We start from the raw sequence: 24,538 nt of genomic DNA, 5'->3' as shown, positions 1-24,538 counted from the left end.
GTGGCCACATTGTCCGTGCCCGCGGTCGCTGAAGCTGCTTCGCCGCCAGCGCCGGTGTTCACCGACGGTCAGGCGCAGCCGGTCTTCGATCCGGCTGACGTCATCCGCGAAGACGTCTGGGTCACCGCGCCCGTCGACAGCGACCACGACGGCAAGCCTGACCTCGTACACGCGCAAGTGGTGCGTCCGCGCGCCACGGAGCAAGGCATGAAGGTGCCTGTCGTGTACGAAGCGAGCCCGTACTTCGCAGGCGGCAACGACGTACCGAACCACGACGTCGACACCGAGCTGTACGTGCCAGGCCCGCACGTCGCGGCGCCGATCGGCTGGAGCTACCAGAACTACTTCACCGCACGCGGATTCGCTGTCGTGTACGGCGAATCTCTCGGCACCGGGCTGTCGACCGGCTGTCCGACGACCGGCGACGTGAACGAGACGATCGGCGCGCGCTCGGTCGTCGACTGGCTGAACGGCCGCGCGGAGGCGCACGACAAGGCCGGAGCGCCCGTCGCGGCGAACTGGAGCACCGGGAAGACCGGCATGATGGGCGTGTCGTACAACGGCACGCTGCCCAACGCGGTCGCCAGCACCGGCGTCGAAGGGCTCGAGACGATCGTGCCGATCGCCGCCATTTCGAGCTGGTACGGCTATTACCGCAACGCCGGCGCGGTCGTGGCGCCCGGCGGATACCAGGGCGAGGACACGGACGTGCTCGCCGGCTACGTCTATTCGCGTGCCGACCAGCAGGTCTGCCGTCCGGTGCTCGACGGCCTCACCGCCGCGCAGGACCGCTTGACCGGGGACTACGGCCAGTTCTGGGACGTGCGGAACTACCGCGACGACGTCGGCAAGGTGCACGCGTCGGTGCTCGCGGTGCACGGGCTGAACGACTGGAACGTGAAGACCGAGCAGGTCGCCACCTGGTACGACGCGCTGAAGAAGCACGGCGTCGAGCACAAGATCTGGCTGCACCAGTCCGGCCACGCGGATCCGATCTCGCTGCGCCGCGACGTCTGGCTCACGACGCTGAACAAGTGGATGTCGCACTACCTCTACGGGGTCGACAACGGAATCGAGCGCGAGCCGAAGGCGACCATTCAGCGCGAGGACAAGTCGTGGGTGGACGAGGCCGAATGGCCCGCGCCCGGCACCTCGGACGTCGAACTGCACCCGTGGCCGGGCGGACGGTCGACCGGGGCGCTCGACCGGCAGCCCGTGCCCGGCCGTCCGACGATCGAGACGCTGGCCGACGACGCGAGCAAGAAGATCGAAACGCTCGCCGACGCGGCGTCGTCCGGGAACCGCTTGCGCTACCGCACTTCCGCGACCACGGAACCCGTCCGGTTGTCCGGCACCGCGAAGGCCGAGTTGCAGCTGTCGTTCGACCGCCCCGCCGCGAACGTCACCGCGGTGCTGCTGGACCGCGCGCCGGACGGCACTTCCCACGTGATCAGCCGCGGCTGGACGGACCCGCAGAACCGGATCAGCCCGTCGGTCACGTCGCCGATCACCCCCGGACAGCGGTACCGCATCGAGGTTTCGCTGATGCCGAAGGACTACATCGTGGCCGCCGGACACCGCCTGGAGTTCGTGCTGGCGTCCAGCGACCACGACTTCACCCTGCGGCCGGAGCCGGGCACCGGGCTGGCGCTCGACCTGACCGGGACGACGGTGAAACTGCCGATCGTCGGCGGGAAGAAAGCGTTCTACTCGGCGATCCCGGCACGGTAGGCGAAGGCGACGGCCTGCGCGCGGTCGCGCAGGCCAGCCTTGGAGAACAGGTGATTGACGTGCGTCTTCACCGTCGCCTCGCTGACCACGAGGGTGCGCGCGATCTCCGTGTTCGACAGCCCTGCCGCGATCAGCCGCAACACCTCGACTTCGCGCGCGGTGAGGCCTTCCAGCTCCTTCGTGCGCACCGGCGCGTGGCTCGTCGCGGCGGCTACCAGCCGTTGCTGAAGCGCGCCGTCCACAGTGGACTGACCAGCGGCTGCCGAGCGGAGGGCGCGGACGATCGCGTCCGCGTCGGCGTCCTTGGTGAGGAAGCCTCGCGCACCGGCTTTGAGCGCGGCGAGCAGTGAGTCGTCATCGGCGTACGTGGTGAGGACGACGACTTCGGTCTTCGGATGCTGCGCGCGCACCAGTTCGGTCGTCTCGACGCCGTCGCGGTTCGGCATGCGCAGGTCGACGAGCAGAACGTCCGGCTGGTGCTCGGCGACAAGCTCGAGAGCCTGTACGCCGTCCGCGGCCGCGCCTACGACCTCGATGCCGGGCAGTAGCCCGAGAAGCGTGACGAGGCCTTCGCGCACTACGGCCTGATCGTCGGCGAGCACCACGCGCAGCGTCACGCCGGCACCGTCAGCTGAATCCGCCATCCGTCCTCCCCAGGGCCGCATTCGAGCTTCCCGTTCAACAGCGCGACCCGTTCGCCCATGCCTCGCAAACCGTATCCCGGAGACGGCGGCTCCGGCGGACGGCGGCCCTGGTGGTCGATGATCGTTAAGTCGACTTCTTCGTTCTTGAAGGCCACCGTGACGTCTACGTCAGGGCCTGCGGCATGTTTGCGCGAGTTGGCGAGGGCTTCCTGTACAGCGCGTACGAGCGTCGTGCCGACAGCTGCGTCCAGCTCGCGCGGTTCGCCTTCGATCACAAAGTCGGCGCGAGAGCCGGTGTCGAGCCTGTACGCGGCTAGAAGGTCTGAGACCGAGCGCTCGACGGGTACGGCGTCTTCGCGCAGCGCGGCGACGGCCTTGCGTGCTTCGGCGAGACCGTCGGTCGCTAGCTTCTGCGCGCGTTCTATCTGTGCGAGAGACTCTTCGCTCGCACCGTCGCGGACCATCATCAGGCGCGCGCCCTGAAGGTTGAGCGCGAGACCGGCGAGGGAGTGCGCGAGGACGTCGTGCAGTTCGCGGGCGATGCGCGCGCGTTCGGCGAGGGCGGCTGCGCGGGCGTGCTCCTCGCTGGCGGTCTGGGCGCGGGCGAGCGCGAGTTCGGTCTGCTCCAGCCGTTCCGCGCGACCCCGGCGGTTGGCGGCGAGCAGCACCATCACGACGAGGATGGCGAAGAGGGCGACCGCGTTCAGCCAATCGAGGTCGTAGGCGATCGACCAGACGAGGATCGACGCCGAAGCCATGGCGAGCGCGACAGCTGCCGGGATCCGGCTGCTCACGCGCAGGGTGTAGAAGACCGCGCCGAACATCGTCGTCGAAGTCCAGCTGCTCGGCTGCAGGATCCAGAGCGCGCCCGCCCCCGCGACGACGGCGATCATGGTCGCGGGCATCAGCCAGCGCGGCTGCGACGCCCGGGTGAGCCAGAGCGCCGGGACGGACAAGACGAGAAGGGCCCCGATCAGCGGCCACGTCCAGGGCCTCGCGTTGGGGATCGCGAAGAGGGTGGGCACGGCGAGCACGCCCCAGCGCACCCAGTCGGCGCCCTCGAACCGCCGCCGCGCCTTCGCGAGCGAGGCCGCCGGTGTGCCCATGGGCCCTCCCGAGTCGTCTTGTACGGAAAATGTACTGGCTCGGGCTTGGCTGGAGGGCGTCGGACATTTCCCCCACCAGGAGGTACGCCCCATGTCCAGATTGAGACGGTTCGCGGCGGTCGCGGCCGCGGTGGCCTTGCCCGCGTGCGGCCTGACGCTCGCCGCCCAGTCGACGGCGTCCGCGGCCCCCAACTTCCAGGTGCCGTTCAAGTGCGGCGTCACGGTCACCGCGGCGACCTTCAGCGGCCACAACCCGGCCAACTCGGTCGACTTCCAGAAGTCCGGCATCACCGGCATGCCGGTCCTCGCGGCCGCGCCGGGGACGGTCACGCGCGTCGCGAACGAGGGCAGCACCAGTTACGGCCGCTGGATCGAACTGGACCACGGCGGCGGCTGGCGGACCCGGTACGCGCACCTGTCCGAGCAGGAAGTCTCGGTGGGCCAGAGCGTCGGGCAGGGCAAGGAGATCGGCAAAGCGGGCGCGACCGGCGGAGTGACCGGTCCGCATCTGCATTTCGAAGAGAACCTGAACGGCGTGACGCAGAAGGCCGTGCTGAACGGCGTCGCGGTGCCGTACTACGGCAAGAAGGACTTCACGAGCAAGAACGGATGCGGCGGCAACCCGTACTCGGCGACGCAGGTGTGCGGGTCGGGCTTCTCGGTGATCGACCAGCAGGCGCTGGGGACGGCGGGCACCGCGTACCTGCTGTACAACTCGTCCTCCAAAGAGAACTGCGTGACCACCCTGAAGGCGGTCTCCCTCGGGACGGCCAGCCCGGTTTCGGCGTTCCTGGAGGTGCAGGGCTCGACCAGGGCGACGGATTCCGGGAGCTTCACCTACTACGCGGGCCCGGTGAAGAAGAGCGCCGGCTCCACGTGCGTCAAGTGGGGCGGTTCGGTCGGCTCGTCCGCGTACGAAAGCCCGTTCGAACACTGCGGCTGACGCGTTTCCCGACGATGCTGCCGGGGCCTGATCGGCTCCGGCAGCATTTGTCTATTGTGGACCGTTGCCGCCGATGCACACACCACCGACATTTTCCGGCGCTTCTCTTGCCTGGTCGCGGGACTGTCCACAACCGCCTGCTCCCGTCCACAGATTTGCCGCGCCGGCCCCGATTCGCTTGATCGCGGCGCACAGTGGAGGCGTGACCACCTCGACGCCGCCCGGCATCTCCCGGGCCACCCTCAGCAACCCGGCCGACCTCATCGCCTCGCTCCCGTACCTGCTCGGTTTCCGCCCCGAGGAATCTCTCGTGCTGCTGGGCCACCGCGTGCCCGGCACGACGATCGGCCTGATGCTGCGCGCCGACCTTCCGCCGCGAGAACTCCAAGCACAGCAAGCGGAAGCGCTGATCCCGCGCTTCGACGACCCCGAGCACAACGGTGTCACCGCCGTCATCGTCGGCGGTTCAGCGGACGAACACGGCCCACCCCACCGAACACTCGCAGCCGAGCTGGAACGCTGCCTGGCGCGGCACAACCTCCGCCTGTTCCACGGACTGTGGACCCCAGAGGTCGAACGCGGTGCGCCATGGTCGTGCTACCGGGACCCGGACTGCTGCGGTGTTCTGCCCGACCCGCGGGAAACCGTCCTCGCCGCCGCGACCACCGAGGCCGGCTTCGTGGTCTTCCGCAGCCGTGAAGAACTGGCTGCGGTGCTGGAACCCCGCTCCCCGGAAGCGATCGCCCGCCGTGCTGCCTTGCTGGAGTCCGCCCCGGAACCGTTGTGCGGCCCAGGCAGGTCAGCGAGCGATGTCCTGGACGCCGCGGTCACCGAACTCCGCGCCGCGTTCCTCCGCCACCGCCGAGGCGAGGGCCCTCCCGACGACGACCAAGCTGTCCGGCTAGCCCACGCACTGATGCTCACCCCCATCCGCGACGCGTGCCTGGCTCTCGCAGTCCCACCGCACACGTCGCTGACCCGCGAGGCGGAGGAAGTGTGGCTGACGCTGGTCCGCGAACTGCCTCCGCCGCACCGGGCAGAAGCCGCACTGTATCTCGGCTATACCGCTTTGATGCGCGGGGAAGGCGCGCTCGCCGGGATGGCGCTGGCGAACGCCGTGGAAGCCGATCCGGAGCATTTGGTGGCGCAGTTGCTGCAGACCGCCTGGAACATCGGCACGGACCCGGTCAAGCTGACCGGCCTCGCCGATCTCAGCACGGCGGCAGACCTCGGGTTGTCCCCGCCGCCGGAGCCGGGCAAGGAGGAGCCGGGTGCGGGGCGAAGATCGGGGCCGCCGAGGGGATGAGATGACGGCTGCCGGAGCTGGTAGCGCGAGCGGCGGGCGGACGTGAGCCATGGTGTCACCGCCACAGTGATGGAATGCGGTTGCATGGCGATGCGCCGGAATGGCTTTGCTTGAGAGGGATTCCGTCCGCGGCGCCCGCGTTGCTGTCACACCGGCAAGTCCTAAGTGGAATCCCACTGCCTGGCCGCGCCCGAACGGTGCTCGCCACAACGATGCCGGGGCGGGGACTCATCCGAATCCCCGCCCCGCACCGAAAACCACGTCCGAACCAGACCCGGTACGCGGTGCCCGAGGTCTGGCCGGGATCCGCCGTCAGGAACGACGCGACTGGGTGAACTGCCAAGCGTCCGACACGATCCCGTCGAGATCCGTCAGCTTGGGCGTCCACCCGAGTTCGCCGTTGGCCTTGTCGCTCGACGCGACCAGCACCGACGGGTCGCCCGCACGGCGCGGGGCCACCACGGCGGGGATCGCGTGCCCGGTGACCCGGCGGCAGGCTTCCACGACCTCCAGCACCGAGAACCCGGTGCCGCTGCCGAGGTTGTAGATGCGGTGCTCGCCGCCGGTGGCGTGGCGCAGGGCGAGGAGGTGGGCGTCGGCGAGATCGACCACGTGGATGTAGTCGCGGACGGCCGTTTTGTCGGGCGTCGGGTAGTCGTCGCCGTAGATGGAGATGTGGTCGCGGTCGCCGGTCGCGACCTGGAGGACGAGAGGGATGAGATGGGTTTCGGTGGTGTGCCGTTCGCCGAACGCGCCGTACGCGCCTGCCACGTTGAAGTAGCGCAGGCTGACCGCGGCGAGGCCGTGGGCGCGGGCGAAGCTGGTGATCGCGTGGTCGATGGCGAGCTTCGACGCGCCATAGGTGTTGGTCGGCTGCGCCGGGGCCGTTTCCGGGATCGGCGACACGTCAGGCTCGCCGTAGGTCGCAGCCGTGGAGGAGAACACCAGGCGCGGCGTGCCGTGCTTCTTCATCGCCTCCAGCAGCCGCAGCGAGGTCACCACGTTGCCTTCCCAGTACTTCGCCGGATCGGCCATCGACTCGCCCACCAGCGACTTCGCGGCGAAATGCAGCACGCCGTCGAAACCTTCGCCGAGCAGGTCCGCGGCGACCTCGGCGGCGTCGCCCTCGACGAAGCGGGCCTGCGGGTGCACCGCGTCCGCGTGCCCGGTCGACAGGTCGTCCACCACGGTGACCTGGTGACCCGCTTCGATGAGGCGGGCGGCGCACACGCTGCCCACGTACCCCGCGCCGCCCGTCACGATGAGCTTCAGGGGGCTTTGCTGGTCCGTCACGTCAAGGCCTTTCTGCTGAGGGGTGGCGACTCTGCGGCACAGTCTCCCCTCAGTGCGACGCGACGGACCCTCCGGGGGTTGCTCCGGAAATCAGGCTTCGTCGCGGCCCGCGCCGCGCGACGGCACCGCCGTGAACATCCGCGGACGGCGGAACCCGGCCTGCTCGCAGGCGGTTTCGACCGCGGTGCGCACTCCGTCCAGATCGTCGTCGCGGACCAGCGCGATCGCCGAGCCGCCGAACCCGCCGCCGGTCATCCGCGCGCCCAGCGCGCCGGCCGAGCGGGCCGAATCGACCACGAGGTCCAGTTCCGGCGTCGAGATGCGGTAGTCGTCGCGCATGCTCACGTGCGAGGCGTCGAGGTACGGCCCGATCTCGGCGAGCTTCTTCTCGCGCAGCAACGCGACCACGTCGAGCACCCGCTGATTCTCGGTGACCACGTGGCGCACCAGCGGGACCAGATCCTCGGGAAGCTGCGCGAGGGCCTCGTCGAGCCCGTCGAGCGTGACGTCGCGCAGCGCTTTCACGCCAAGCAGTTCCGCCGCTCGCTCGGTGCCGCGCCGCCGTGCGCCGTAGCCGCCGTCGGTGTGGGAATGCTTGGTGCGGGTGTCCATGATCAGCACCCGGAGCCCGGCCTCGCCGAGCGGGAACGGCACCTGCTCCATCTCGCCCGAGCGGACGTCGAGGAACAGGACCCGCGAGTCCTCGCAGCACAGCGACGCCGTCTGGTCGAGCAGCCCGGTGGGCGCGCCGACGAAGTCGTTTTCCGACCGCTGCACCCAGCGCGCGATCTCCGGGCGCGCGGGAGTCCCCGCTCCGCCGTCCTCGAGCTCGACCCCGGCCACGCCCAGCAACGCCAGCGAAACCGCGCATTCCAGCGCGTGAGAGGAGGAAAGCCCCGCCCCGGACGGCACGTCGCCGGCGATGACCAGGTCGGCGCCGCCCGCGTAGCCCTGGTCGCGCAGCACCCACGCCACCCCGGCGGGATACGCGGCCCATCCCTCGACCGATCCCGGTTCGAGCGCGGCGATGTCGTGCGGCCCGGAGTGCTGCAGCTGTCCGTCGTCGCCGAGGGTGGCGACCCGCAGCTTGCCGTCCTCGCGCGGGGACGCGGCCGCGGCCAGCCGGTGCGGCAGCGCGAAGGGCAGCACGAACCCGTCGTTGTAGTCGGTGTGCTCGCCGATCAGGTTCACCCGGCCCGGCGCGGACCACACGCCTGCCGGGGCCCGCCCGTGGACGTCCTGGAACGCGCGCGCCGCGTCGGCCGCCGGGGTCACTTGGCGAGCGCCAGCACGGCGTGCAGCGCCGCGGTGGACACCTGTGCCGTGGTTTCGGTGCCCTTGACCTCGACGGTGGCGCTTCCGCCGGAAGCCTTGCCGACCGTGACGAGGCCGCCGGGCACGATCCCGACCGTCCGCAGCTCGGTGAGCAGCGACTCGTCGAGCTGCACGTGCTCGGCGATGCGGCGGATCTCCACCTCGCCGCCGCCGGTGCGGGCGAACTCGTCGAGGCGCACCAGGCCGTCCTCGGCGCGCGGCGCGGGATCGCCGTCGCCGAGCTTGTCGAGGCCGGGGATCGGATTGCCGTACGGCGACGTGGTCGGGTGGTCGAGCAGCTTCACCAGCTTGCGCTCGACGGCCTCGCTCATCACGTGCTCCCAGCGGCACGCCTCGTTGTGCACGTGCTCCCATTCGAGGCCGATGACGTCGACGAGGAGGCGTTCGGCGAGCCGGTGCTTGCGCATGACCGCGACGGCGAGGTCGTGGCCGTGGTCGGTGAGCTGCAGGTGCCGGTCGTCCGCGACGACGACCAGCCCGTCGCGCTCCATCCTGGCCACGGTCTGGCTCACGGTGGGCCCGCTCTGCTGCAGGCGTTCCGCGATCCGGGCCCGCAGCGGGACGACCCCTTCCTCTTCGAGCTCGTAGATGGTACGCAGGTACATCTCGGTGGTGTCGATGAGATCGTTCACGCTGTCCCCTTCGTCCGCGTAGCTCATCGTAGTCGTTGGCCCCGACAGCGACGGCTCGCCTCGGCGTAACGGCCCGGCCTCCGCGAAAAGTCCTGCCCTGATGCGCGAACCGCGTCCGGACCTGCAAGATGGGGCCCATGCGACCGTTGATCACGCCCGCCGAGCTCGCCGCGTTCCCCGGCCCCGAGCGTCCCGTCGTGCTGGACGTCCGCTGGCGGCTCGGCGGACCGTCCGGAGCGGAGTCCTACCAGGAGGGACACCTGCCCGGGGCGGTGTTCGCCGACCTCGACACGGCGCTGGCCGCGCCGCCCGGCGAGGGCGGCCGCCATCCGCTGCCCGAACCGGCCGCGCTGCAGCGTGAGCTGCGGAAAGCCGGGGTAGGGGAGGGGCGTCCGGTGGTCGTCTACGACGACGCCGACGGTTCGGTCGCCGCGCGCGCCTGGTGGCTGCTGCGCTGGGCGGGTCATCCGGAGGTCGCGGTGCTCGACGGCGGTTACGCAGCGTGGCTGGCCGAAGGGCGGGAAGTGACGACCGACGTGCCTTCGCCGGAGCCCGGCGACATCGAGGTCCGGCCGGGCGCGATGCCGGTCTTGTCGGCGGACGAGGCGGCGGCGCTCGCGCGCGAAGGCGTGCTGTTCGACGCGCGTGCGCACGTCCGCTACACAGGCGAGACGGAACCCGTCGACCCGCGGGCCGGGCACATCCCGGGCGCGGTCAGCGCGCCGTCGTCCGAGCACGCCGGCGCGGACGGGCGCTGGAAGTCGCCGGCCGAGCTTGCCGAGCGGTTCGCTTCGCTGGGCTTGGCGGACGGGGTTGCGGTCGGCGCCTACTGCGGTTCGGGCGTCACGGCGTCGTCGGTGGTGCTCGCGCTGGAGGTCGCCGGGCATCCGGAGCAGGCCGCGCTGTACGCGGGTTCCTGGTCGCACTGGTCGCGCGATCCGGAGCGTCCCGCTGCCACCGGGCCCGAACGCGGCTGAATCCGCCGGAACTTTCCGCGCCGCGCGCCGACTTCTCGTCCGGAAGGCTTTTCCAGGCGAGAGGCGGCGTTCATGGAGCGAAGAACATTCCTGCGCGGGTCGGCGGCGGCCGGAGCGGCGATGGCGGCGTTGCCGGCCGAGGCCGGGGCGGCGACCGGGCGTCGGCCGTTGCGCGTCCAGGTCGTGTTGTTCGACGGCGTCGAGGAGCAGGACTTCGCCGGTCCGTACGAGGTGTTCTCCGCAGCCGGCATGCACGCCAAACGCGGCACGGACGTTTCGTACGTGCGCGTGGACGGGCCGGGCGTCGTGCGCGCGGCGTACGGGACGAAGGTGGAGGTCGAGCGCGGCTGGTCGCCGCAGGACGCCGACATCATCGTGGTGCCGGGCGGCGGTTACGGGAAGCGGAAAGGCCCGGGCATCTGGGCGGAAATCGACCGCAAGGTCCTGCCGGACGCGCTCGCGGCCGCGCCGCGCAAAGGGCTGACCCTCGCGTCGCTCTGCACGGGCACACTGCTGCTCGGCGCAGCCGGACTCGTGCGCGGACGTCCGTGCACGACGCACCACGGCGCGGTCGAAACGCTCGTCCAACAGGGCGGCGTGCTCAAGAAAGCCCGCGTGGTCGACGACGGCGACGTAGTCACCTCAGGCGGCATCACGAGCGGGCTGGACCTGGCCTTGTGGCTGGTGAAGCGTGAACTCGGCTCCGACGCGGCGGTCGGGCTGGAAGAGATGCTCGAGTACGAAGCGCGCGGCGTCGTCTGGACGCGCGGCTGAGTCTTGCCCCGCCGCGAAATCCGGCTCGGGGTGCGGCGGGGAAGTACAGTGCGGTGCATGTCGTCGCCTGCAGTTGTCTGGGATCCGTCGCTGCTGAAGTACGACCTGGGCGGGCAGCATCCGTTCAACCCCGTCCGGCTCGACCTCACCGTGCGGCTCGCCACTGAGCTGGGCGTGCTCGACGGCGTCGACCTGCTCGTGCCCACTGCGGCGGGCGACGAGGAACTGCTGCGCGTCCACGTGCCCGAGTACTTGGCCGCGGTGCGGGAAGCGCCGAACGTGGGCTGGGACGTCGGGCACGGGCTCGGGACCGACGACAACCCCGTGTTCCCCGGGATGCACGACGCGACCGCACTGGTCGTCGGCTCGACGCTGCTCGCCGCGCGCAAGATCGCCGACGGCGAGGTGCGGCGGGCAGTCAACATCGCGGGCGGGCTGCACCACGCGATGCGCGATCACGCGTCCGGCTTCTGCATCTACAACGACTGTGCGATCGCCATCTCGTGGCTGCTCGACCACGGCTTCGACCGCATCGCGTACGTCGACACCGACGTGCACCACGGCGACGGCGTCCAGGCCGCGTTTTACGACGACCCGCGCGTGCTCACCGTTTCGATGCACCAGCACCCGTTCACGCTCTGGCCCGGTACCGGCTACTCCGCCGAGGTCGGCAAGGGCAAGGCAGCCGGTACGGCGGTGAACGTCCCGCTGCCGCCGCATACGCAGGACCCCGGGTGGCTGCGGGCGTTCGACGCGGTGGTTCCGGCTGTGCTGCGAGAGTTCCAGCCGCAACTGCTGGTCACCCAGTGCGGAGTGGATTCGCACGAGGAAGACCCGATGGCCGACATGTCCCTGTCGGTCGACGGACACCGCACCATCTACGCCACGCTGCGCGACCTCGCCGAACGCTATGCGAACGGCCGCTGGCTCGCCGTCGGCGGCGGGGGATACCAGCTGATCCGCGTCGTGCCGCGCTCGTGGACGCACCTGATGGCGACCGTGCTGGACCGCGACGTCCCGCCGGAAACGCCCTTGCCGCCCGGCTGGGTCTCGACGGTCCGCCACGCCGCCCCGGCCGCCGACCTCCCCGCCGCGATGACCGACGGCAAGGACACCGCCTTCAAACCCTGGGGCGACGACGCGGACGACCCGGTGGACATCGCGATCCGCGACACCCGCCGCGCGATCTTCCCCCTGCACGGCCTCGACCCGGACGATCCGAGGGACTGACCATGCCCGACCAACCTCGCCGCCCCGGCACCGGCAACCCCGGCCCGGGCGATCCCGCTCGCGACACGCACCCGACGAGCGGTTTCGGCGGAACCGATGCACCGGCTCCCGGGGGCTCCTCCGGACGCGACGCCCGTTATGCGGCGGGAGGACCCAGTGCGGCCGGAGACCCGAAGCCCGGCGGCGTTTCCTCCGGAGCGGCTGCATCGGCTGCGGAGAACAGGCACGGAGGAAGCGGTCCGGCGGGCGGACCTGTTCAGAGCGAGTCCGGCACGGACCCGGCAGCGGGTGCCGCGGCGTCGGAACGGCCTGGCTCCGCGGCAGGTTCCGTTGCGGCAGGCGGCAAGGCGGCGCCGGGCGCGGCAGGCGGGCGCAGCGCGTCGGAGCAGCCAGCGAACCCCGCCGCAGACGGCGGGAAGCGTGATCCCTACGACTACCCCCGCGATTGGGAAGCCGACGTAGTCCTGTCCGACGGCGGCACTGTCCACTTGCGACCGGTCGTGCCCAGTGACGCCGACGGTCTCGTAGCCCTCCACAGCAGGCTGTCCGACCGCACCCGGTATTTCCGGTACTTCGGCGCCTACCCGCGGATCCCGCCGCGGGATTTGGAGCGGTTTTCTACTGTGGACCACCACGATCGGGTCGCGTTCGTGGCCTTGCTCGGGGACGACGTGGTCGCGGTGGGGCGCTACGAGCGGCTCGATCAGGGGCCTTCGGCGGAGGTCGCGTTCGTCGTCGACGACAAGCATCAGGGGCGCGGGCTCGGGTCGATTCTGCTGGAGCATCTTGCCGCGGCGGCGTCGGAGTGCGGGTTGCGGCGGTTTGTCGCCGAAGTGCTGAGCGAGAACGCGGCGATGGTGCGTGTGTTCCGCGACGCGGGCTACCAGGTCAGTCGTGCGATCGAGGAAGGCGTGCTGCATCTCGAGTTCGACATCGACCCGACCGAGGAATCGCTCGCGGTCGCGCGATCGAGGGAGCAGGCGGCCGAGGCGCGGAGCGTGCACAATCTGCTCCATCCCGGCACGGTGGCGGTGATCGGGGCGTCCGCGGATCCCACCAAGGTCGGGCATGTCGCGTTCGCCAACCTGCTCGCGGCGGACTTCGCGGGGGCGGTGTATCCGGTCAATCCGGAGCATCGGTCGGTTCGCGGGGTGCGGGCGTATCCGTCCGTGCTGGACATTCCGGATCCGGTTGACCTGGCGTTGGTGGCGGTTCCGGCGGAGGCCGTCGAATCGGTGCTGGACGCTTGCCTGGCCAAGGGCGTCAAGACGCTGGTGATCGTGTCCGGCGGATTCGCGGAGTCGGGGCCGCTGGGGTTGCACGCGGAATTGCGGCTGGTCGGCGAGGCGCGGGCGCACGGGATGCGCGTGGTCGGGCCGAATGCGCTGGGTGTGCTGAACACCGCGAAGGACGTTCGGCTCAATGCGACGCTCGCGCCGCGGTTGCCGAAGCGCGGACGGACCGGGTTCTTCTGTCAGTCCGGTGCGCTGGGGACGGCGATTCTGGCCGACGCGGGGTCGCGCGGGCTGGGGTTGTCGACGTTCGTGTCGGCGGGCAACCGGGCGGATGTGTCCGGCAATGACCTGTTGCAGTACTGGGAAACGGATCCGGACACCGATTTGGTGTTGCTGTATCTGGAGTCGTTCGGCAATCCGCGCAAGTTCGCGCGGCTGGCGCGGAGGTTGGCGCGGTCGAAGCCGATCGTCGCGGTGAAGTCGGGGCGGCATGCGGTGCGGCCGCAGCTCGCGGCGACGTCGGCGGAAGTCGACGAGGCCAGTGTGCAGGCGTTGTTCGAGCAGGCTGGCGTCGTACGCGTCGAGTCGCTGGCGCAACTGTTCGACACGGCGCTCGTGTTCGCGCATCAGCCGTTGCCGGCGGGGCCGAGGATCGGGATCGTCGGGAACTCCAGTGCGATCGGGTTGCTGGCGGCGGATACCGCTCGTGCGGAGGGGCTGCGGCTGGCGTTCGATCCGGTCGACATCGGGCCGCAGGCTGGGCCGGACGAGTTCGCTACGGCGGTTCGGGAGGCGTTGGATTCGCCGGATACCGACGCGTTGATAGCGGTGTTTGCGCCGCCGGTGGCGATTCCTGGGGCTGCGTACGCGCGAGCGTTGCGCGAAGCGGTGTCGGAGATGAAGCAGTCGAAGCCGATCGTCTCGACGTTCCTCGCTGCGGAAGGCGTGCCGGACGAGTTGGCGGTGCTTTCGGACGACGGGGTGCCGACGCGTGGGTCGATTCCGTCGTATTCGAGCCCCGAGCGTGCAGTGAACGCGTTGGCGAGAGTGGTGCGGTACGCCGCGTGGCGGCAACGGCCGCAGGGGACGTTGGTGCGGCCTAGCGGTCTGCACGTCGAGCAGGCGCAGGAGATCGTGCGAGAGTTGTTGCCGGAGGACGGCAGTTCGACGCTGCTGTCTGATGACGACGTGGTGCGGTTGCTCAGCTGTTACGGCGTGGACGTAGTGCCGTTCCGGGTGGCGGCCAGTGAAAGCAAGGCGGTGGCCGCGGCGGCGGAGCTGGGGTATCCGGTCACGCTGAAAGCGGTCGACGAGCGGTTGCGCGGACGGCCGGACTTCGCTGGCGTACGGCTTGACCTGATGTCCGAAGACTCCGTACGCGGTGCGTACCGAGACCTGCGCGCGGTGTCCGGCGACGAAGAAGTGTACGTGCAACAGATGGCGCCGAAGGGGCTGTCGTGCGCCATTGGACTGCAGGACGATCCGTCGTTCGGCACGCTCGTCTCGTTCGGGCTGTCCGGGTTGGTGAGCACGCTGCTCGGCGACCGTGCGTACCGGGCGGTGCCGTTGACGGACGTTGACGCGGCGACGCTGATCCGAGAGCCGCGTACGTCGCCCTTGTTGACCGGGTATCGCGGTGACGAGCCTGCGGACCTCGCGGCGTTGCAGGACATGGTGTTGCGCGTCGCGGCGCTCGCGGAGGACAACCCGGAGGTGCGGTCCTTGGCGTTGGATCCGATCCTCGCGTCGCCGGACGGGGCGTTTGTCGCCAACGCACGGTTGGTGGTGGGTGCACCGCCGACGCGGCCGGATACTGGACCGCGTCGGCTGCGGCACATCACGCCGTTGGACTGACCACCAAGTCGCCGAGACCGAGCAGTTGTTCCGTAGCGCCGCCGCTGGTGAATTCCAGGCGCTTCGCGGCTGCGAAGTAGCGGTGGACGGGGTGCTCGACATCGATGCCGACGCCGCCGTGCAGGTGCACTGCGGTGTGCGCGACACGGTGTCCGGCTTCGGCGGCCCAGAACTTCGCGGTGGCCACGTCAGCGGCAGCGGGCAGGCCTTCGGAGAGCTTCCAGGCTGCCTGCCACAGCGTTAGCCGTACGGCCTCGACGTCGATGTACGCGTCGGCGAGACGGTGTCGGACGGCTTGGAAGCTGCCCAGCACCTTGTCGAATTGCTTGCGTTCACGCGTGTACGCAGCTGTCAGTTCGAGCGCGCGTTCCAGCACACCCAACTGTTGTGCGCAAGCGCCTAGAGTGCCGCGAAGGCGCAACTGTTCGCCGACATCGCCGAGAGCGACTCCGGGGGTGTCTGACAGTGTCACCAAACCAGCGTCGGCATGGTCAGTGGTGGACTGCGCTTCGATCGAGACCCCAGCAGCGTCCTTCTCGACGATGTACACGCCGTTGGCAGCTTCGACGAGTAAGGCGTCCGCGAAGGCTGCGAAGGGGACCGCGGTCTGTGTACCGGTGAGGCGTCCGTTTGAAGCGACGAAGGAACCGCCCAAAGCGACCGCGAGGACAGCTTTACCGCGCGAAACGGGCAGCAGCCATCGCTCAGCCAGCAACGGGTCGGTGAGCACCGAGCCAGCCTGAACGACCGAGGACAGGTAGGGGACCGGGGCGACCGCGCGGCCGATCTCGATCAAGACAGAACACTGTTCCAGCAAACCGAAACCGCCGCCGCCGACTGTCGAAGGCAAGGCGGCGTCGAGGACGCCGGAACGGGCCAGAACAGTCCACAGTGGAGCATCGAAACCACCGGACCCGTGCGCGCCCAGTGATTCCGCGGTGACCTGATCGGTGAGAATGCGCCGGGTCAGGGCGGAGAGGTCGGTTTGTGCTTCGGTGAAAGAGAAGTCCACCGGGAGAACTCCTAACGCGTCACGGGCTGGCCGAGGGCGGTGGCGGCGACGATGTCGCGCTGCACCTCGTTGGTGCCGCCGCCGAAAGTGAGGATCAACGCCGAGCGGTGCAGCCGTTCCAGCCGTCCCGCGAGCACCGCGCCGGGGGAGCCGTCGCGCACCACGGCGGCCGCGCCGACCACCTCCATCAGCAGCCGGTACGCCTCGATCGCCATCTCGGTGCCGTACACCTTGGTCGCCGACGCCTCCGCCGGGCCGAGTTCGCTGGCCGCGGCGGCCCAGGCGATTTTCCAGTTCCGCAGCTTCAGGTACTCCGCGCAGGCGTGCACGCGCGCGAGGTGCGTCCGGACCCATTCGCGGTCGGTCAGCGACTCCGCGCGGGCCCATTCCACGACGTCGGCCAGCGCTTTGCGCACCGGTGCGGCTGACGTCAGCGCGACGCGTTCGTGGTTGAGCTGGTTGGTGATCAGCGGCCAGCCCGCGTTCTCCTCGGCGACCCGCGACGTGACCGGAACGCGGATGTCGTCGTAGTAGGTCGCGCTGGTGCCGGGCCCGGCGACGGTGTGCACCTTCGTCCAGGAGAAACCCGGCGCGGAGGTCGGGACGATCAGGATCGACAGGCCCTTGTGCTTGCGCGCCTCCGGATCGGTGCGCGCGGCGAGCCACACGTAGTCGGCGTACTCGATCAGGCTGGTCCACATTTTCTGCCCGTTGACCACGTACTCGTCGTCGTCGCGGGTTGCCCGCGTGCGCAGCGAGGCGAGGTCGGTGCCCGCGCCCGGTTCGGAGTAGCCGATCGCGAAATGCAGTTCGCCGGCGGCGATCTTCGGCAGGTAGAACGCCTTCTGGTCCGGAGTGCCGAACCGCATGATCGTCGGGCCGATCGTGTTCACCGTCAGGAACGGCACCGGCACCCCGGCGACCGCCGCCTCGTCGGTGAAAATCAGCTGGTCGAGCATGCTGCGGTCCTGGCCGCCGTACTCGCGCGGCCAGCCGAGCGCGAGCCAGCCGTCCTTGCCGAGCTGCCGCACGATTTCCTTGTACGCCAAGCCGTCGCCGTACTCGCCGCCCGGCGCGGCGAGGCTTTCCCGCCGCGCGGGCGTCATCAGCTCGGCGAAGTACTCCCGCAGCTCAGCGGCCAGTGCCCGCTGCTGCGGCGTGTAGTCGATCCGCACCCGTCACCTCCACCCCGCCGGTCTCGTTGTGGTGTCGTACCGGGCCCCGGCGGTAAGCTAGAACCTGTTCTAGTTGTACCAGGAGCGGCGAGCGGGAGGAAGCATGGAGGTCAGTGTCGACCGGGAGCTGTGCGAGGCGAACGCGGTCTGCGTCGGGTTCGCGCCGGAGGTCTTCGATCTCGACGACGACGAGAACCTGGTGATCGGACCGGTTCCGGAGGAAGAAGTAGAACGTGTTTCGCAAGCGGTGACCAATTGCCCAAAGAACGCCCTGTTCACGACCAGTTGATCGGGGCTTGCTCAATGCGAGAACAGATTCTAGTCTGTGCTGCGTCAGGCAGGCTTCGACGAGGAGGCTCGCGGGTGGAACCGTCCGTAGGGAAGACGAACGGCCAGGCTGGGGCGGTTCGATGACGCTCGAGGGCAAAGTCGCTGTCGTCACCGGGGCCGGAGCCGGGCTGGGCCGGGCCGAAGCGCTCGCGCTGGCCCGCGAAGGCGCGTCCGTCGTAGTCAACGACATCGGCGAGGCGAAAGACGTCGTGGCCGAGATCGAACAGCGGGGCGGCAAAGCGCTCGCGGTCGCCGGGGACGTCTCGGCGGCCGAAACCGCGAAGGAACTGCTGTCGGCCGCGGTCGACCACTTCGGCAGCCTCGACATCGTCGTGAACAACGCGGGCGTGCTCCGCGACCGGATGCTGTTCTCCATGTCCGACGAGGACTGGGACAAGGTCATCGCGGTGCACCTGCGCGGGCATTTCCTGCTGTCCCGCAACGCCGCCGCGTACTGGCGCGATCGCTCCAAAATGGAGGGACAGCCGGTGTACGGCCGGTTGGTGAACACCGCTTCGGAGGCGTTCCTGGTCGGTTCGCCGGGGCAGCCCAACTACTCGGCGGCGAAAGCGGGCATCGCGGCGCTCACCATGTCCGCGGCGCGCGGGCTGGCGAAGTACGGCGTGCGCGCCAACACGATCTGCCCGCGCGCCCGCACCGCGATGACCGCGGATGTCTTCGGCGAAGCGCCCAAGGACGGACTCGATCCGTTGTCGGTAGAGCACGTTGCTCCGTTTGTCGCATTCCTCGCGTCGCCGGACGCGGACGCCGTCAACGGTCAGGTTTTCGTCGTCCACGGCGGCATGGTCGCGTTGCTGAAGCCGCCGTCGGTGGAGGAGCGGTTCGACACCGCGAACGGCGCCTGGACCACCGGCGAACTCGCCGCGACCGTCGGCGCGCACTTCGCCGATCGAGACCCGGAGCGGATGTTCGCCGCGACCGATCTGCTTTCGCTGCCCTGAACCCGGAGGACGCATGACCGAGGACCGGTTGGCCGGCAAAGTCGCCCTGATCACCGGAGCAGCGCGCGGACAGGGCGCGGCCGCTGCGCGCGCGTTCGTCGCGCAAGGCGCGAAAGTGGTGATCGCCGACGTTCTCGACGACGAAGGCAAAGCGCTCGCCGCGGAACTCGGCGAAGCCGCGGTGTTCTGCCACCTCGACGTGAGCGACGAGGACGGCTGGACCGCCGCGGTCGAGACCACGGCGGCCGAATTCGGGCCGCCGACGGTGCTGGTCAACAACGCCGGGGTGCTGTACTTTTCGGAACTCGCGAAGACGCCGCTCGCCGAATACGAACGCGTCGTGCGGATCAACCAGATCGGGGCGTTTCTCGGCATGCGCTCGGTCGTTGAACCGATGGCAGGGGCCGGCGGCGGCTCCATCGTCAACGTGTCCTCTGTGGAGGGTCTGGCCGGGATGCCGTTCCTCGTCGCCTACACCGCGACCAAGTTCGCGATCCGCGGGATGACCAAGGTCGCCGCGCTGGAGCTGGGCGCGCGCGGGATCCGGGTCAATTCGGTGCATCCGGGCATGATCGACACGAAGATGGTTTCCGACGCGGCGGGCGCGGACGTGGACGTGTCCTGGGTGGGCAAGAAGGTCGCGCTCGGCCGGGTGGGCCGCGCCGACGAGATCGCGCCGCTGCTGGTGTTCCTCGGCAGCGACGAGAGTTCGTATTGCACCGGCGGCGAGTTCGTCGCCGACGGCGGCGCTACGGCCACGCACGCGCTGAAATTGTGAGGTCGCCGGGTGCTGGTGCGCCTAGGGTGACCGCTGGGGGCCGAAGGGACGGGAGTGAACACCGCTAACCGAAATCGGCGGGCGGGGATGGGCAAGACTCGGGGGTGACTACTGGGAGGTGCGGTGGGCGGAAGCGGCTCGGTCACTCTCCCGGGCACCGCGGCGCTGACCCAGGTCGGCAGGCTCGCCACGCTGTCCTGGGAGGTCCTGCGGGCGATCTTCAAGCGCCCGTTCCAGTTCCGCGAATGGATCCAGCAGTGCTGGTTCTTCGCGAGCGTGACCATTCTTCCGACGGCTCTGGTCGCGATCCCGTTCGGCGCGGTCATCGCCCTGCAGCTCGGATCGCTGACCACGCAGATCGGCGCGCAGTCCTTCACCGGCGCGGCCAGCGCGCTCGCCATCGTGCAGCAGGCGAGCCCGCTGATCACGGCGCTGCTGGTGGCCGGGGCCGGGGGAAGCGCGGTCTGTGCCGATATCGGCGCGCGCAAGATCCGGGAAGAGATCGACGCGATGGAAGTCCTCGGCGTCAACCCGGTGCAGCGCATCGTGGTGCCGAGGGTGCTCGCCGCGATCGTGGTGTCGGTGCTGCTCAACGGCCTGGTCAGCGTGGTCGGCGTGCTCGGCGGCTACTTCTTCAACGTGGTCCTGCAAGGCGGCACGCCCGGAGCGTACCTGGCCAGCTTCAACGCCCTCGCGCAGGTGCCGGACCTCTGGATCAGCGAGATCAAGGCGTTCCTGTACGGCTTCGTCGCGGGCGTGGTCGCCGCGTTCCGCGGGCTGAACCCGGCGGGCGGGCCGAAGGGCGTCGGCGACGCGGTGAACCAGGCGGTGGTGATCACCTTCCTGCTGCTGTTCCTGATCAACGTCGTGCTGACCGCCGTGTACCTCAAAGTCGTGCCCCCGAAGGCGTTGTGACATGACGGCCGAACCGATCGAGCAGACGCGCGCGTCCGACCGGACGCTCGAGATCATCGCGCGCCCCGGCGCGAGCCTCGAAGGACTCGGGAAGCAGTTGTCCTTCTACGGCCGGGCGCTCGCCTGGTCGCCGCGCACGATCCGCCGCTACGGCCGCGAAACCACGCGGCTGCTCACCGAGGTCTGCTTCGGCACCGGCGGCCTCGCGGTGATCGGCGGGACGCTCGGCGTGATGATCGGCATGACCCTGTTCACCGGGCTCATCGTGGGCTTGCAGGGGTATTCGGCGCTGAACCAGCTCGGCACGGCCGCGCTCACCGGGTTCATTTCCGCCTACTTCAACACCCGCGAGGTCGCTCCGCTCTCGGCCGGGCTCGCGCTGTCGGCGACCGTCGGCTGCGGGTTCACCGCGCAGCTCGGCGCGATGCGGATCTCCGAGGAGATCGACGCGCTCGAAGTGATGGCCGTGCCGAGCATGCCCTACCTGGTCACCACGCGCGTGCTCGCCGGGGTGACCGCGGTGATCCCGCTGTACGCGGTGGGCCTGCTGTCCTCGTATCTCGCGTCGCGGCAGATCACCATCTGGCTCTACGGCCAGTCCGCGGGCACGTACGACCATTACTTCACGCTGTTCCTCCCGCCCGAAGACGTGCTGTGGTCGTTCGCCAAGGTGATCGTGTTCAGCGTGCTGGTGATCCTTTCCCATTGCTACTACGGCTATACCGCGTCCGGCGGGCCGGCCGGGGTGGGCATCGCGGTGGGCCGCGCGGTCCGCACGTCGATCGTGCTGATCTCGGTGCTGGACTTCTTCCTGAGCCTCGCGATCTGGGGCGCGAACACGACAGTGCGGATATCCGGATGAGTACCCGTCGAGAGTTGCGCAAACGGCTCCAGTACCAGCTGCTGGGGCTGGTGTTCCTGGTCGTGGCGGCGTTGTTCTTCACCACGACGATCGCCGCGTACCGCAAGGCGTTCACGCCGGTGACGCTGGTGAAGCTGGAGACCGACCACGTCGGCAGCCAGCTGCGCGTCGGCGGGGACGTGAAGGTACGCGGCATGCTCGTCGGCGAGATCCGCGACGTGCGGCCGGTCGGCGACCACGCGGAGCTGGAACTGGCGCTGCAGCCGGACAAGACCGACGTGATCCCGTCGAATGTTTCGGCGCGGCTGCTGCCGAAGACCCTGTTCGGCGAACGGTACGTCGCGCTCCAGCTGCCCGAGCGGGCGCAGCGGCCGATCAAGGCGGGCGACGTGATCCCGCAGGACCGCAGCAGCACCGCGATCGAACTGGAGCAGGTGCTCAACCACGTCATGCCGCTGTTGCGGGCGGTGCAGCCGGAAAAGCTGTCCAGCACGCTCAACGCCGTGTCCACCGCGCTCGACGGACGCGGCAAGAAGCTCGGCGAGACGCTGACCCGGCTTTCGGACTACCTCGGCAAGCTCAACCCGTCGCTGCCCGATCTCAAGGCGGACATCACCGGGCTGGCCAACGTGTCCGGCATCTACGACAAGGCCGCGCCGGACGCGTTGCAGGCGCTGTCGGACCTCACCACGACCACGCAGACCATTGTGGAGAAACAGCGCGGCCTGACCGATCTGTACTCCTCGGTCACCGGCACCGCCACCGACCTGACGCGCTTCCTGGAAGTCAACAAGGACAACATCATCCGCCTCACCACCGCCGTGCAGCCCACGCTCGACGTGCTCGCGAAGTACGCGCCGGAATACCCGTGCCTGCTCAAGCAGCTGGCCGGGACGGTGCCGAACGCGGAGCTGGCGTTCGGCAAGGGCACCGCGCATCCGGAGGTCAGCCGCGTGACGATCGAGTTCTCGGCGAGCCGCGGCAAGTACCTGCCTGGCGTCGACGAGCCGAAGTACGACGACAAACGCGGCCCGCGCTGCTATCTGCAGGTGCCGAAACCCGGGCGCTGGCCGCAGTACCCGCCGGACGGCGCGGTGAAGGACGGGGCGACCAAGCCCGCTCCGCCGCACGATCCGGACGGCACGCTGCCCGGCGATTTCACGAACGGCCCGCTGCCCGGCGGGTCCGGGTCGACCGGCGGCGCGCCGAGCATCGCCGGGTCGGCCGACGAGCAGAAACTGCTCGACCTGCTCGCCTCGCCGACGCTGAACACCACGCCGGACAACGTGCCGGGCTGGTCGTCGCTGCTGGTCGGGCCGCTGTACCGGGGGGCGGAGGTGGAGCTGAAATGAGGTCGTTCGTTCCCGCGCTGATCAAGATCGGCATCTTCGCCGTGGTCACGGTGCTGCTCACCGGCGTCCTCGCCACCACGATCGCGAACACGAACTTCGGCAACACCGCGTCCTACGTCGCGAAGTTCACCGACGCGTCCGGGCTGCAGGCCGGCGACGACGTGCGGATCTCCGGCGTGAAGGTCGGCCAGGTCGAGACGATCGGCGTCGACCAGGGCGAGCAGAACTACGCCGAGGTGCGGTTCCTCGTCGAATCGGCGTACAAGCTGCCCTCGCTCGCCACCGCGACGATCAAGTACCGCAACCTCGTCGGCCAGCGCTACCTCTCGCTCGGCACCGACGTCAGCGGCGGCGACACGCTGTCTCCCGGCGACACCATCCCGCCGGAGCGCACGAAACCGGCGCTGAACCTGACCGTGCTGTTCAACGGGTTCAAACCGCTGTTCAAGGCGCTGGACCCGAAGGAGGTCAACCAGCTCTCCGCCGAGATCGTGCAGGTGTTCCAGGGAGAGGGCGGCACGATCACCAGCCTGCTCTCGCACACCGCGTCGATCACGACGTCGATCGCGGGCAAAGACAAGGTGATCGGGCAGGTCATCGACAATCTCAACCAGGTGCTCAGCACGGTCAACGCGCGCGGCCCGCAGCTGGGCGACCTCGTCGACCAGACGCAGCGGCTGGTGAGCGGCCTCGCCGAGCAGCGCAAGCCGATCGGCGACGCGGTGGGCGCGCTCGGCGACCTGACCAACGCGACCGCGGGTCTGCTCGCCGACGCCCGTCCCGCGGTGCAGCAGGACGTGACCCAGCTCGGGAAGCTGGCGAACAACCTCAACGATTCGCAGCCGCTCATCGAGCATCTGCTGCAAGTGCTGCCGGGCAACCTGGAGAAGTTCACCCGGACCCTGAGCTATGGCAGCTGGTTCAACTACTACCTGTGCGGGATCGAAGGCACCATCGGCATTTCCTCGCTGGACGTGACGCTGCCGATCGTGCCGATCCCCGGCACCGAACGCGCGCCGAGGTGTGGCCCGTGAAACGACTGAAGGACCGGAACCAGGCGAGCGTCGGCGCGGTGACGCTCGTGCTCATCGTGCTGGTGACCGCGGTGACGTACTTTTCCGACAGCATCCCGATGTTCGGCAACGGCACCACCTACACCGCGGCGTTCGCCGAGTCCGCCGGGCTCGCGCCGGACAACGAGGTCCAGGTGGCCGGCGTCAAGGTCGGGCAGGTGACGTCGGTGGAGCTGGGGCACAAGCAGGTGCTCGTGAAGTTCCGGGTGAAGGGCGTCCGGGTCGGCGACGCGTCCACGGCGTCGATCGAGATCAAGACGCTGCTGGGGGAGAAGTACCTCGCGCTGGACACGAAAGGCGGCGGCACGCAGACGCCCGGCGACACGATTCCGGTGCAGCGCACGCGGACGCCGTTCCAGTTGCAGGACGCGTTCAACCAGCTGTCCACCACGGTCGGCGACATCGACACGCAGCAGCTCGCGCAGAGCTTCACCGCGCTGTCGGATTCCCTCAAGGACAGTCCGAAGTACCTGAAGGACACGCTGTCCGGGCTGTCGGCGTTGTCGAAGACGGTGTCCTCGCGCGACGCCGACCTGCACACGCTGCTGTCCAACACGAGCAAGATCTCGAAGACGCTGTCCGACCGGAACGCGCAGCTGCAGCAGTTGATCGGCGACGGCAACCTGCTGCTGACCGAACTGCAGCAGCGCCGCGAACAGATCAGCACGCTGCTCAAGGGCACGCAGGAGATTTCGAAGCAGCTGTCCGGGCTGGTCGCGGACAACCGCACGCAGATCGGGCCGACGCTCGCCGCGCTCGGGAAGGTGACCGACGTGTTGCAGCGCAACCAGGGCAACCTCGACCGGAGCTTGCAGCTGATGGCCCCGTTCGCCCGGGTCGGCGCGAACGCGACCGGCAACGGGCGCTGGTTCGAGGGGTATCTGTGCGGTCTGCTGCCGCCGACGATCACGGCGGGCGGGCTGTCGATCAACCCGGAGGGCTGCACGCCGCCGATCTCCGCGCCGGACCAGGGGGTGGGTGGACGATGACTACCGCCGACGTAATTTTTCCCGCGGAGG

At 69.5% G+C, this 24,538-nt stretch carries 22 protein-coding genes; 15 read left to right on the top strand and 7 right to left on the bottom strand.

Features of this window, described 5'->3' with window-relative positions; translation table 11 throughout:
- Nucleotides 1-1,731, top strand: coding sequence for a Xaa-Pro dipeptidyl-peptidase (locus H4281_RS11275; protein ID WP_312872090.1), 1,731 nt, complete (start codon nt 1-3; stop codon nt 1,729-1,731).
- Here H4281_RS11275 and H4281_RS11270 read toward each other — a convergent pair.
- Complete coding sequence (locus H4281_RS11270) at nt 1,707-2,348, bottom strand: response regulator (protein ID WP_182890925.1); 642 nt, start codon at nt 2,346-2,348, stop codon at nt 1,707-1,709. The genes H4281_RS11275 and H4281_RS11270 overlap by 25 nt on opposite strands.
- Nucleotides 2,345-3,481 carry a sensor histidine kinase gene (locus H4281_RS11265; protein ID WP_182890799.1) on the bottom strand — a complete coding sequence of 379 codons (1,137 nt, stop codon included), beginning with the start codon at nt 3,479-3,481 and terminating at the stop codon, nt 2,345-2,347. The genes H4281_RS11270 and H4281_RS11265 overlap by 4 nt, the downstream gene beginning before the upstream one ends.
- Before the next feature lie 91 nt (nt 3,482-3,572).
- Between H4281_RS11265 and H4281_RS11260 the strand changes: the two genes are divergently transcribed.
- Together H4281_RS11260 and H4281_RS11255 are read left to right on the top strand one after the other, a co-directional pair.
- Nucleotides 3,573-4,424 (top strand): M23 family metallopeptidase, encoded by an 852-nt coding sequence (locus H4281_RS11260; protein WP_182890798.1) that lies wholly within the window; start codon nt 3,573-3,575, stop codon nt 4,422-4,424.
- 202 nt (nt 4,425-4,626) lie between these two features.
- The gene (locus tag H4281_RS11255) at nt 4,627-5,730 is read left to right on the top strand and encodes a DUF4192 domain-containing protein (RefSeq protein ID WP_182890797.1); all 1,104 of its coding nucleotides are present in this window, start codon (nt 4,627-4,629) and stop codon (nt 5,728-5,730) included.
- Between the two features lie 312 nt (nt 5,731-6,042).
- Here the strand turns inward: H4281_RS11255 and galE are convergent, their stop codons facing one another.
- The 3 genes from galE to H4281_RS11240 all read right to left on the bottom strand — a co-directional run bounded on the left by galE (nt 6,043) and on the right by H4281_RS11240 (nt 9,017).
- Nucleotides 6,043-7,023, bottom strand: coding sequence for a UDP-glucose 4-epimerase GalE (gene galE, locus H4281_RS11250; RefSeq protein WP_182890796.1), 981 nt, complete (start codon nt 7,021-7,023; stop codon nt 6,043-6,045).
- 90 nt (nt 7,024-7,113) lie between these two features.
- Nucleotides 7,114-8,298 carry a galactokinase gene (gene galK / locus H4281_RS11245; protein ID WP_182890795.1) on the bottom strand — a complete coding sequence of 395 codons (1,185 nt, stop codon included), beginning with the start codon at nt 8,296-8,298 and terminating at the stop codon, nt 7,114-7,116.
- Entirely contained in the window at nt 8,295-9,017 is a 723-nt protein-coding gene (locus H4281_RS11240; RefSeq protein WP_009075181.1) for an iron-dependent transcriptional repressor DtxR, read from the bottom strand. The genes galK and H4281_RS11240 overlap by 4 nt, the downstream gene beginning before the upstream one ends.
- 110 nt (nt 9,018-9,127) lie before the next feature.
- Here H4281_RS11240 and H4281_RS11235 point away from each other — a divergent pair, with 110 nt between their 5' ends.
- The 4 genes from H4281_RS11235 (at nt 9,128) to H4281_RS11220 (ending at nt 15,060) form a co-directional block, all read left to right on the top strand.
- On the top strand, nt 9,128-9,967 hold the full coding sequence (locus H4281_RS11235) for a sulfurtransferase (protein WP_182890794.1): 840 nt from the start codon (nt 9,128-9,130) through the stop codon (nt 9,965-9,967).
- A 72-nt stretch (nt 9,968-10,039) separates the two neighbouring features.
- On the top strand, nt 10,040-10,741 hold the full coding sequence (locus tag H4281_RS11230) for a DJ-1/PfpI family protein (RefSeq protein WP_182890793.1): 702 nt from the start codon (nt 10,040-10,042) through the stop codon (nt 10,739-10,741).
- A gap of 57 nt (nt 10,742-10,798) precedes the next feature.
- Complete coding sequence (locus tag H4281_RS11225) at nt 10,799-11,971, top strand: acetoin utilization protein AcuC (RefSeq protein ID WP_182890792.1); 1,173 nt, start codon at nt 10,799-10,801, stop codon at nt 11,969-11,971.
- 464 nt (nt 11,972-12,435) lie between these two features.
- Nucleotides 12,436-15,060 (top strand): bifunctional acetate--CoA ligase family protein/GNAT family N-acetyltransferase, encoded by a 2,625-nt coding sequence (locus H4281_RS11220; RefSeq protein WP_182890924.1) that lies wholly within the window; start codon nt 12,436-12,438, stop codon nt 15,058-15,060.
- Here the strand turns inward: H4281_RS11220 and H4281_RS11215 are convergent.
- Together H4281_RS11215 and H4281_RS11210 are read right to left on the bottom strand one after the other, a co-directional pair.
- Nucleotides 15,044-16,072 (bottom strand): acyl-CoA dehydrogenase family protein, encoded by a 1,029-nt coding sequence (locus H4281_RS11215; protein WP_182890791.1) that lies wholly within the window; start codon nt 16,070-16,072, stop codon nt 15,044-15,046. The two genes, H4281_RS11220 and H4281_RS11215, sit on opposite strands and share 17 nt — an antisense overlap.
- Before the next feature lie 11 nt (nt 16,073-16,083).
- Nucleotides 16,084-17,247 (bottom strand): acyl-CoA dehydrogenase family protein, encoded by a 1,164-nt coding sequence (locus H4281_RS11210; protein ID WP_182890790.1) that lies wholly within the window; start codon nt 17,245-17,247, stop codon nt 16,084-16,086.
- Nucleotides 17,248-17,350: 103 nt separating this feature from the next.
- Here H4281_RS11210 and H4281_RS11205 point away from each other — a divergent pair, with 103 nt between their 5' ends.
- The 8 genes from H4281_RS11205 (at nt 17,351) to H4281_RS11170 (ending at nt 24,508) form a co-directional block, all read left to right on the top strand.
- Nucleotides 17,351-17,536, top strand: coding sequence for a ferredoxin (locus H4281_RS11205; RefSeq protein WP_182890789.1), 186 nt, complete (start codon nt 17,351-17,353; stop codon nt 17,534-17,536).
- 121 nt (nt 17,537-17,657) lie between these two features.
- Nucleotides 17,658-18,539, top strand: a complete 882-nt coding sequence (locus tag H4281_RS11200) for a 3-oxoacyl-ACP reductase (protein ID WP_182890788.1) — start codon at nt 17,658-17,660, stop codon at nt 18,537-18,539.
- A 13-nt stretch (nt 18,540-18,552) separates the two neighbouring features.
- Nucleotides 18,553-19,317 carry a glucose 1-dehydrogenase gene (locus tag H4281_RS11195; protein ID WP_182890787.1) on the top strand — a complete coding sequence of 255 codons (765 nt, stop codon included), beginning with the start codon at nt 18,553-18,555 and terminating at the stop codon, nt 19,315-19,317.
- A 123-nt stretch (nt 19,318-19,440) separates the two neighbouring features.
- Complete coding sequence (locus tag H4281_RS11190; protein WP_037353718.1) at nt 19,441-20,232, top strand: MlaE family ABC transporter permease; 792 nt, start codon at nt 19,441-19,443, stop codon at nt 20,230-20,232.
- A gap of 1 nt (nt 20,233) precedes the next feature.
- Nucleotides 20,234-21,094, top strand: a complete 861-nt coding sequence (locus H4281_RS11185; RefSeq protein WP_009075203.1) for an MlaE family ABC transporter permease — start codon at nt 20,234-20,236, stop codon at nt 21,092-21,094.
- A complete protein-coding gene (locus H4281_RS11180; protein WP_182890786.1) occupies nt 21,091-22,446 on the top strand; it encodes an MCE family protein in 1,356 nt (451 codons plus the stop codon). Before H4281_RS11185 ends, H4281_RS11180 begins: the two co-directional genes overlap by 4 nt.
- A complete protein-coding gene (locus H4281_RS11175) occupies nt 22,443-23,480 on the top strand; it encodes an MCE family protein (RefSeq protein ID WP_182890785.1) in 1,038 nt (345 codons plus the stop codon). The genes H4281_RS11180 and H4281_RS11175 overlap by 4 nt, the downstream gene beginning before the upstream one ends.
- The gene (locus H4281_RS11170; protein WP_182890784.1) at nt 23,477-24,508 is read left to right on the top strand and encodes an MlaD family protein; all 1,032 of its coding nucleotides are present in this window, start codon (nt 23,477-23,479) and stop codon (nt 24,506-24,508) included. The genes H4281_RS11175 and H4281_RS11170 overlap by 4 nt, the downstream gene beginning before the upstream one ends.
- Nucleotides 24,509-24,538: the final 30 nt, after the last annotated feature.

It is taken from the genome of Amycolatopsis dendrobii, from assembly GCF_014145675.1.
Classification (GTDB): Bacteria; Actinomycetota; Actinomycetes; order Mycobacteriales; family Pseudonocardiaceae; genus Amycolatopsis; species Amycolatopsis dendrobii.
The sequence above is the reverse complement of the archived record's forward strand: the minus strand, read 5'-3'. Positions and strand labels throughout refer to the sequence as shown.

Coding starts and splice junctions, on each gene's coding strand:
- H4281_RS11265 (WP_182890799.1), bottom strand. CDS start 3,481: ATGGGCACACCGGCGGCCTCGCTCGCGAAGGCGCGGCGGCGGTTCGAG.
- H4281_RS11260 (WP_182890798.1), top strand. CDS start 3,573: ATGTCCAGATTGAGACGGTTCGCGGCGGTCGCGGCCGCGGTGGCCTTG.
- H4281_RS11240 (WP_009075181.1), bottom strand. CDS start 9,017: ATGAGCTACGCGGACGAAGGGGACAGCGTGAACGATCTCATCGACACC.
- H4281_RS11235 (WP_182890794.1), top strand. CDS start 9,128: ATGCGACCGTTGATCACGCCCGCCGAGCTCGCCGCGTTCCCCGGCCCC.
- H4281_RS11230 (WP_182890793.1), top strand. CDS start 10,040: ATGGAGCGAAGAACATTCCTGCGCGGGTCGGCGGCGGCCGGAGCGGCG.
- H4281_RS11225 (WP_182890792.1), top strand. CDS start 10,799: ATGTCGTCGCCTGCAGTTGTCTGGGATCCGTCGCTGCTGAAGTACGAC.
- H4281_RS11205 (WP_182890789.1), top strand. CDS start 17,351: ATGGAGGTCAGTGTCGACCGGGAGCTGTGCGAGGCGAACGCGGTCTGC.
- H4281_RS11200 (WP_182890788.1), top strand. CDS start 17,658: ATGACGCTCGAGGGCAAAGTCGCTGTCGTCACCGGGGCCGGAGCCGGG.
- H4281_RS11195 (WP_182890787.1), top strand. CDS start 18,553: ATGACCGAGGACCGGTTGGCCGGCAAAGTCGCCCTGATCACCGGAGCA.
- H4281_RS11185 (WP_009075203.1), top strand. CDS start 20,234: ATGACGGCCGAACCGATCGAGCAGACGCGCGCGTCCGACCGGACGCTC.
- H4281_RS11180 (WP_182890786.1), top strand. CDS start 21,091: ATGAGTACCCGTCGAGAGTTGCGCAAACGGCTCCAGTACCAGCTGCTG.
- H4281_RS11175 (WP_182890785.1), top strand. CDS start 22,443: ATGAGGTCGTTCGTTCCCGCGCTGATCAAGATCGGCATCTTCGCCGTG.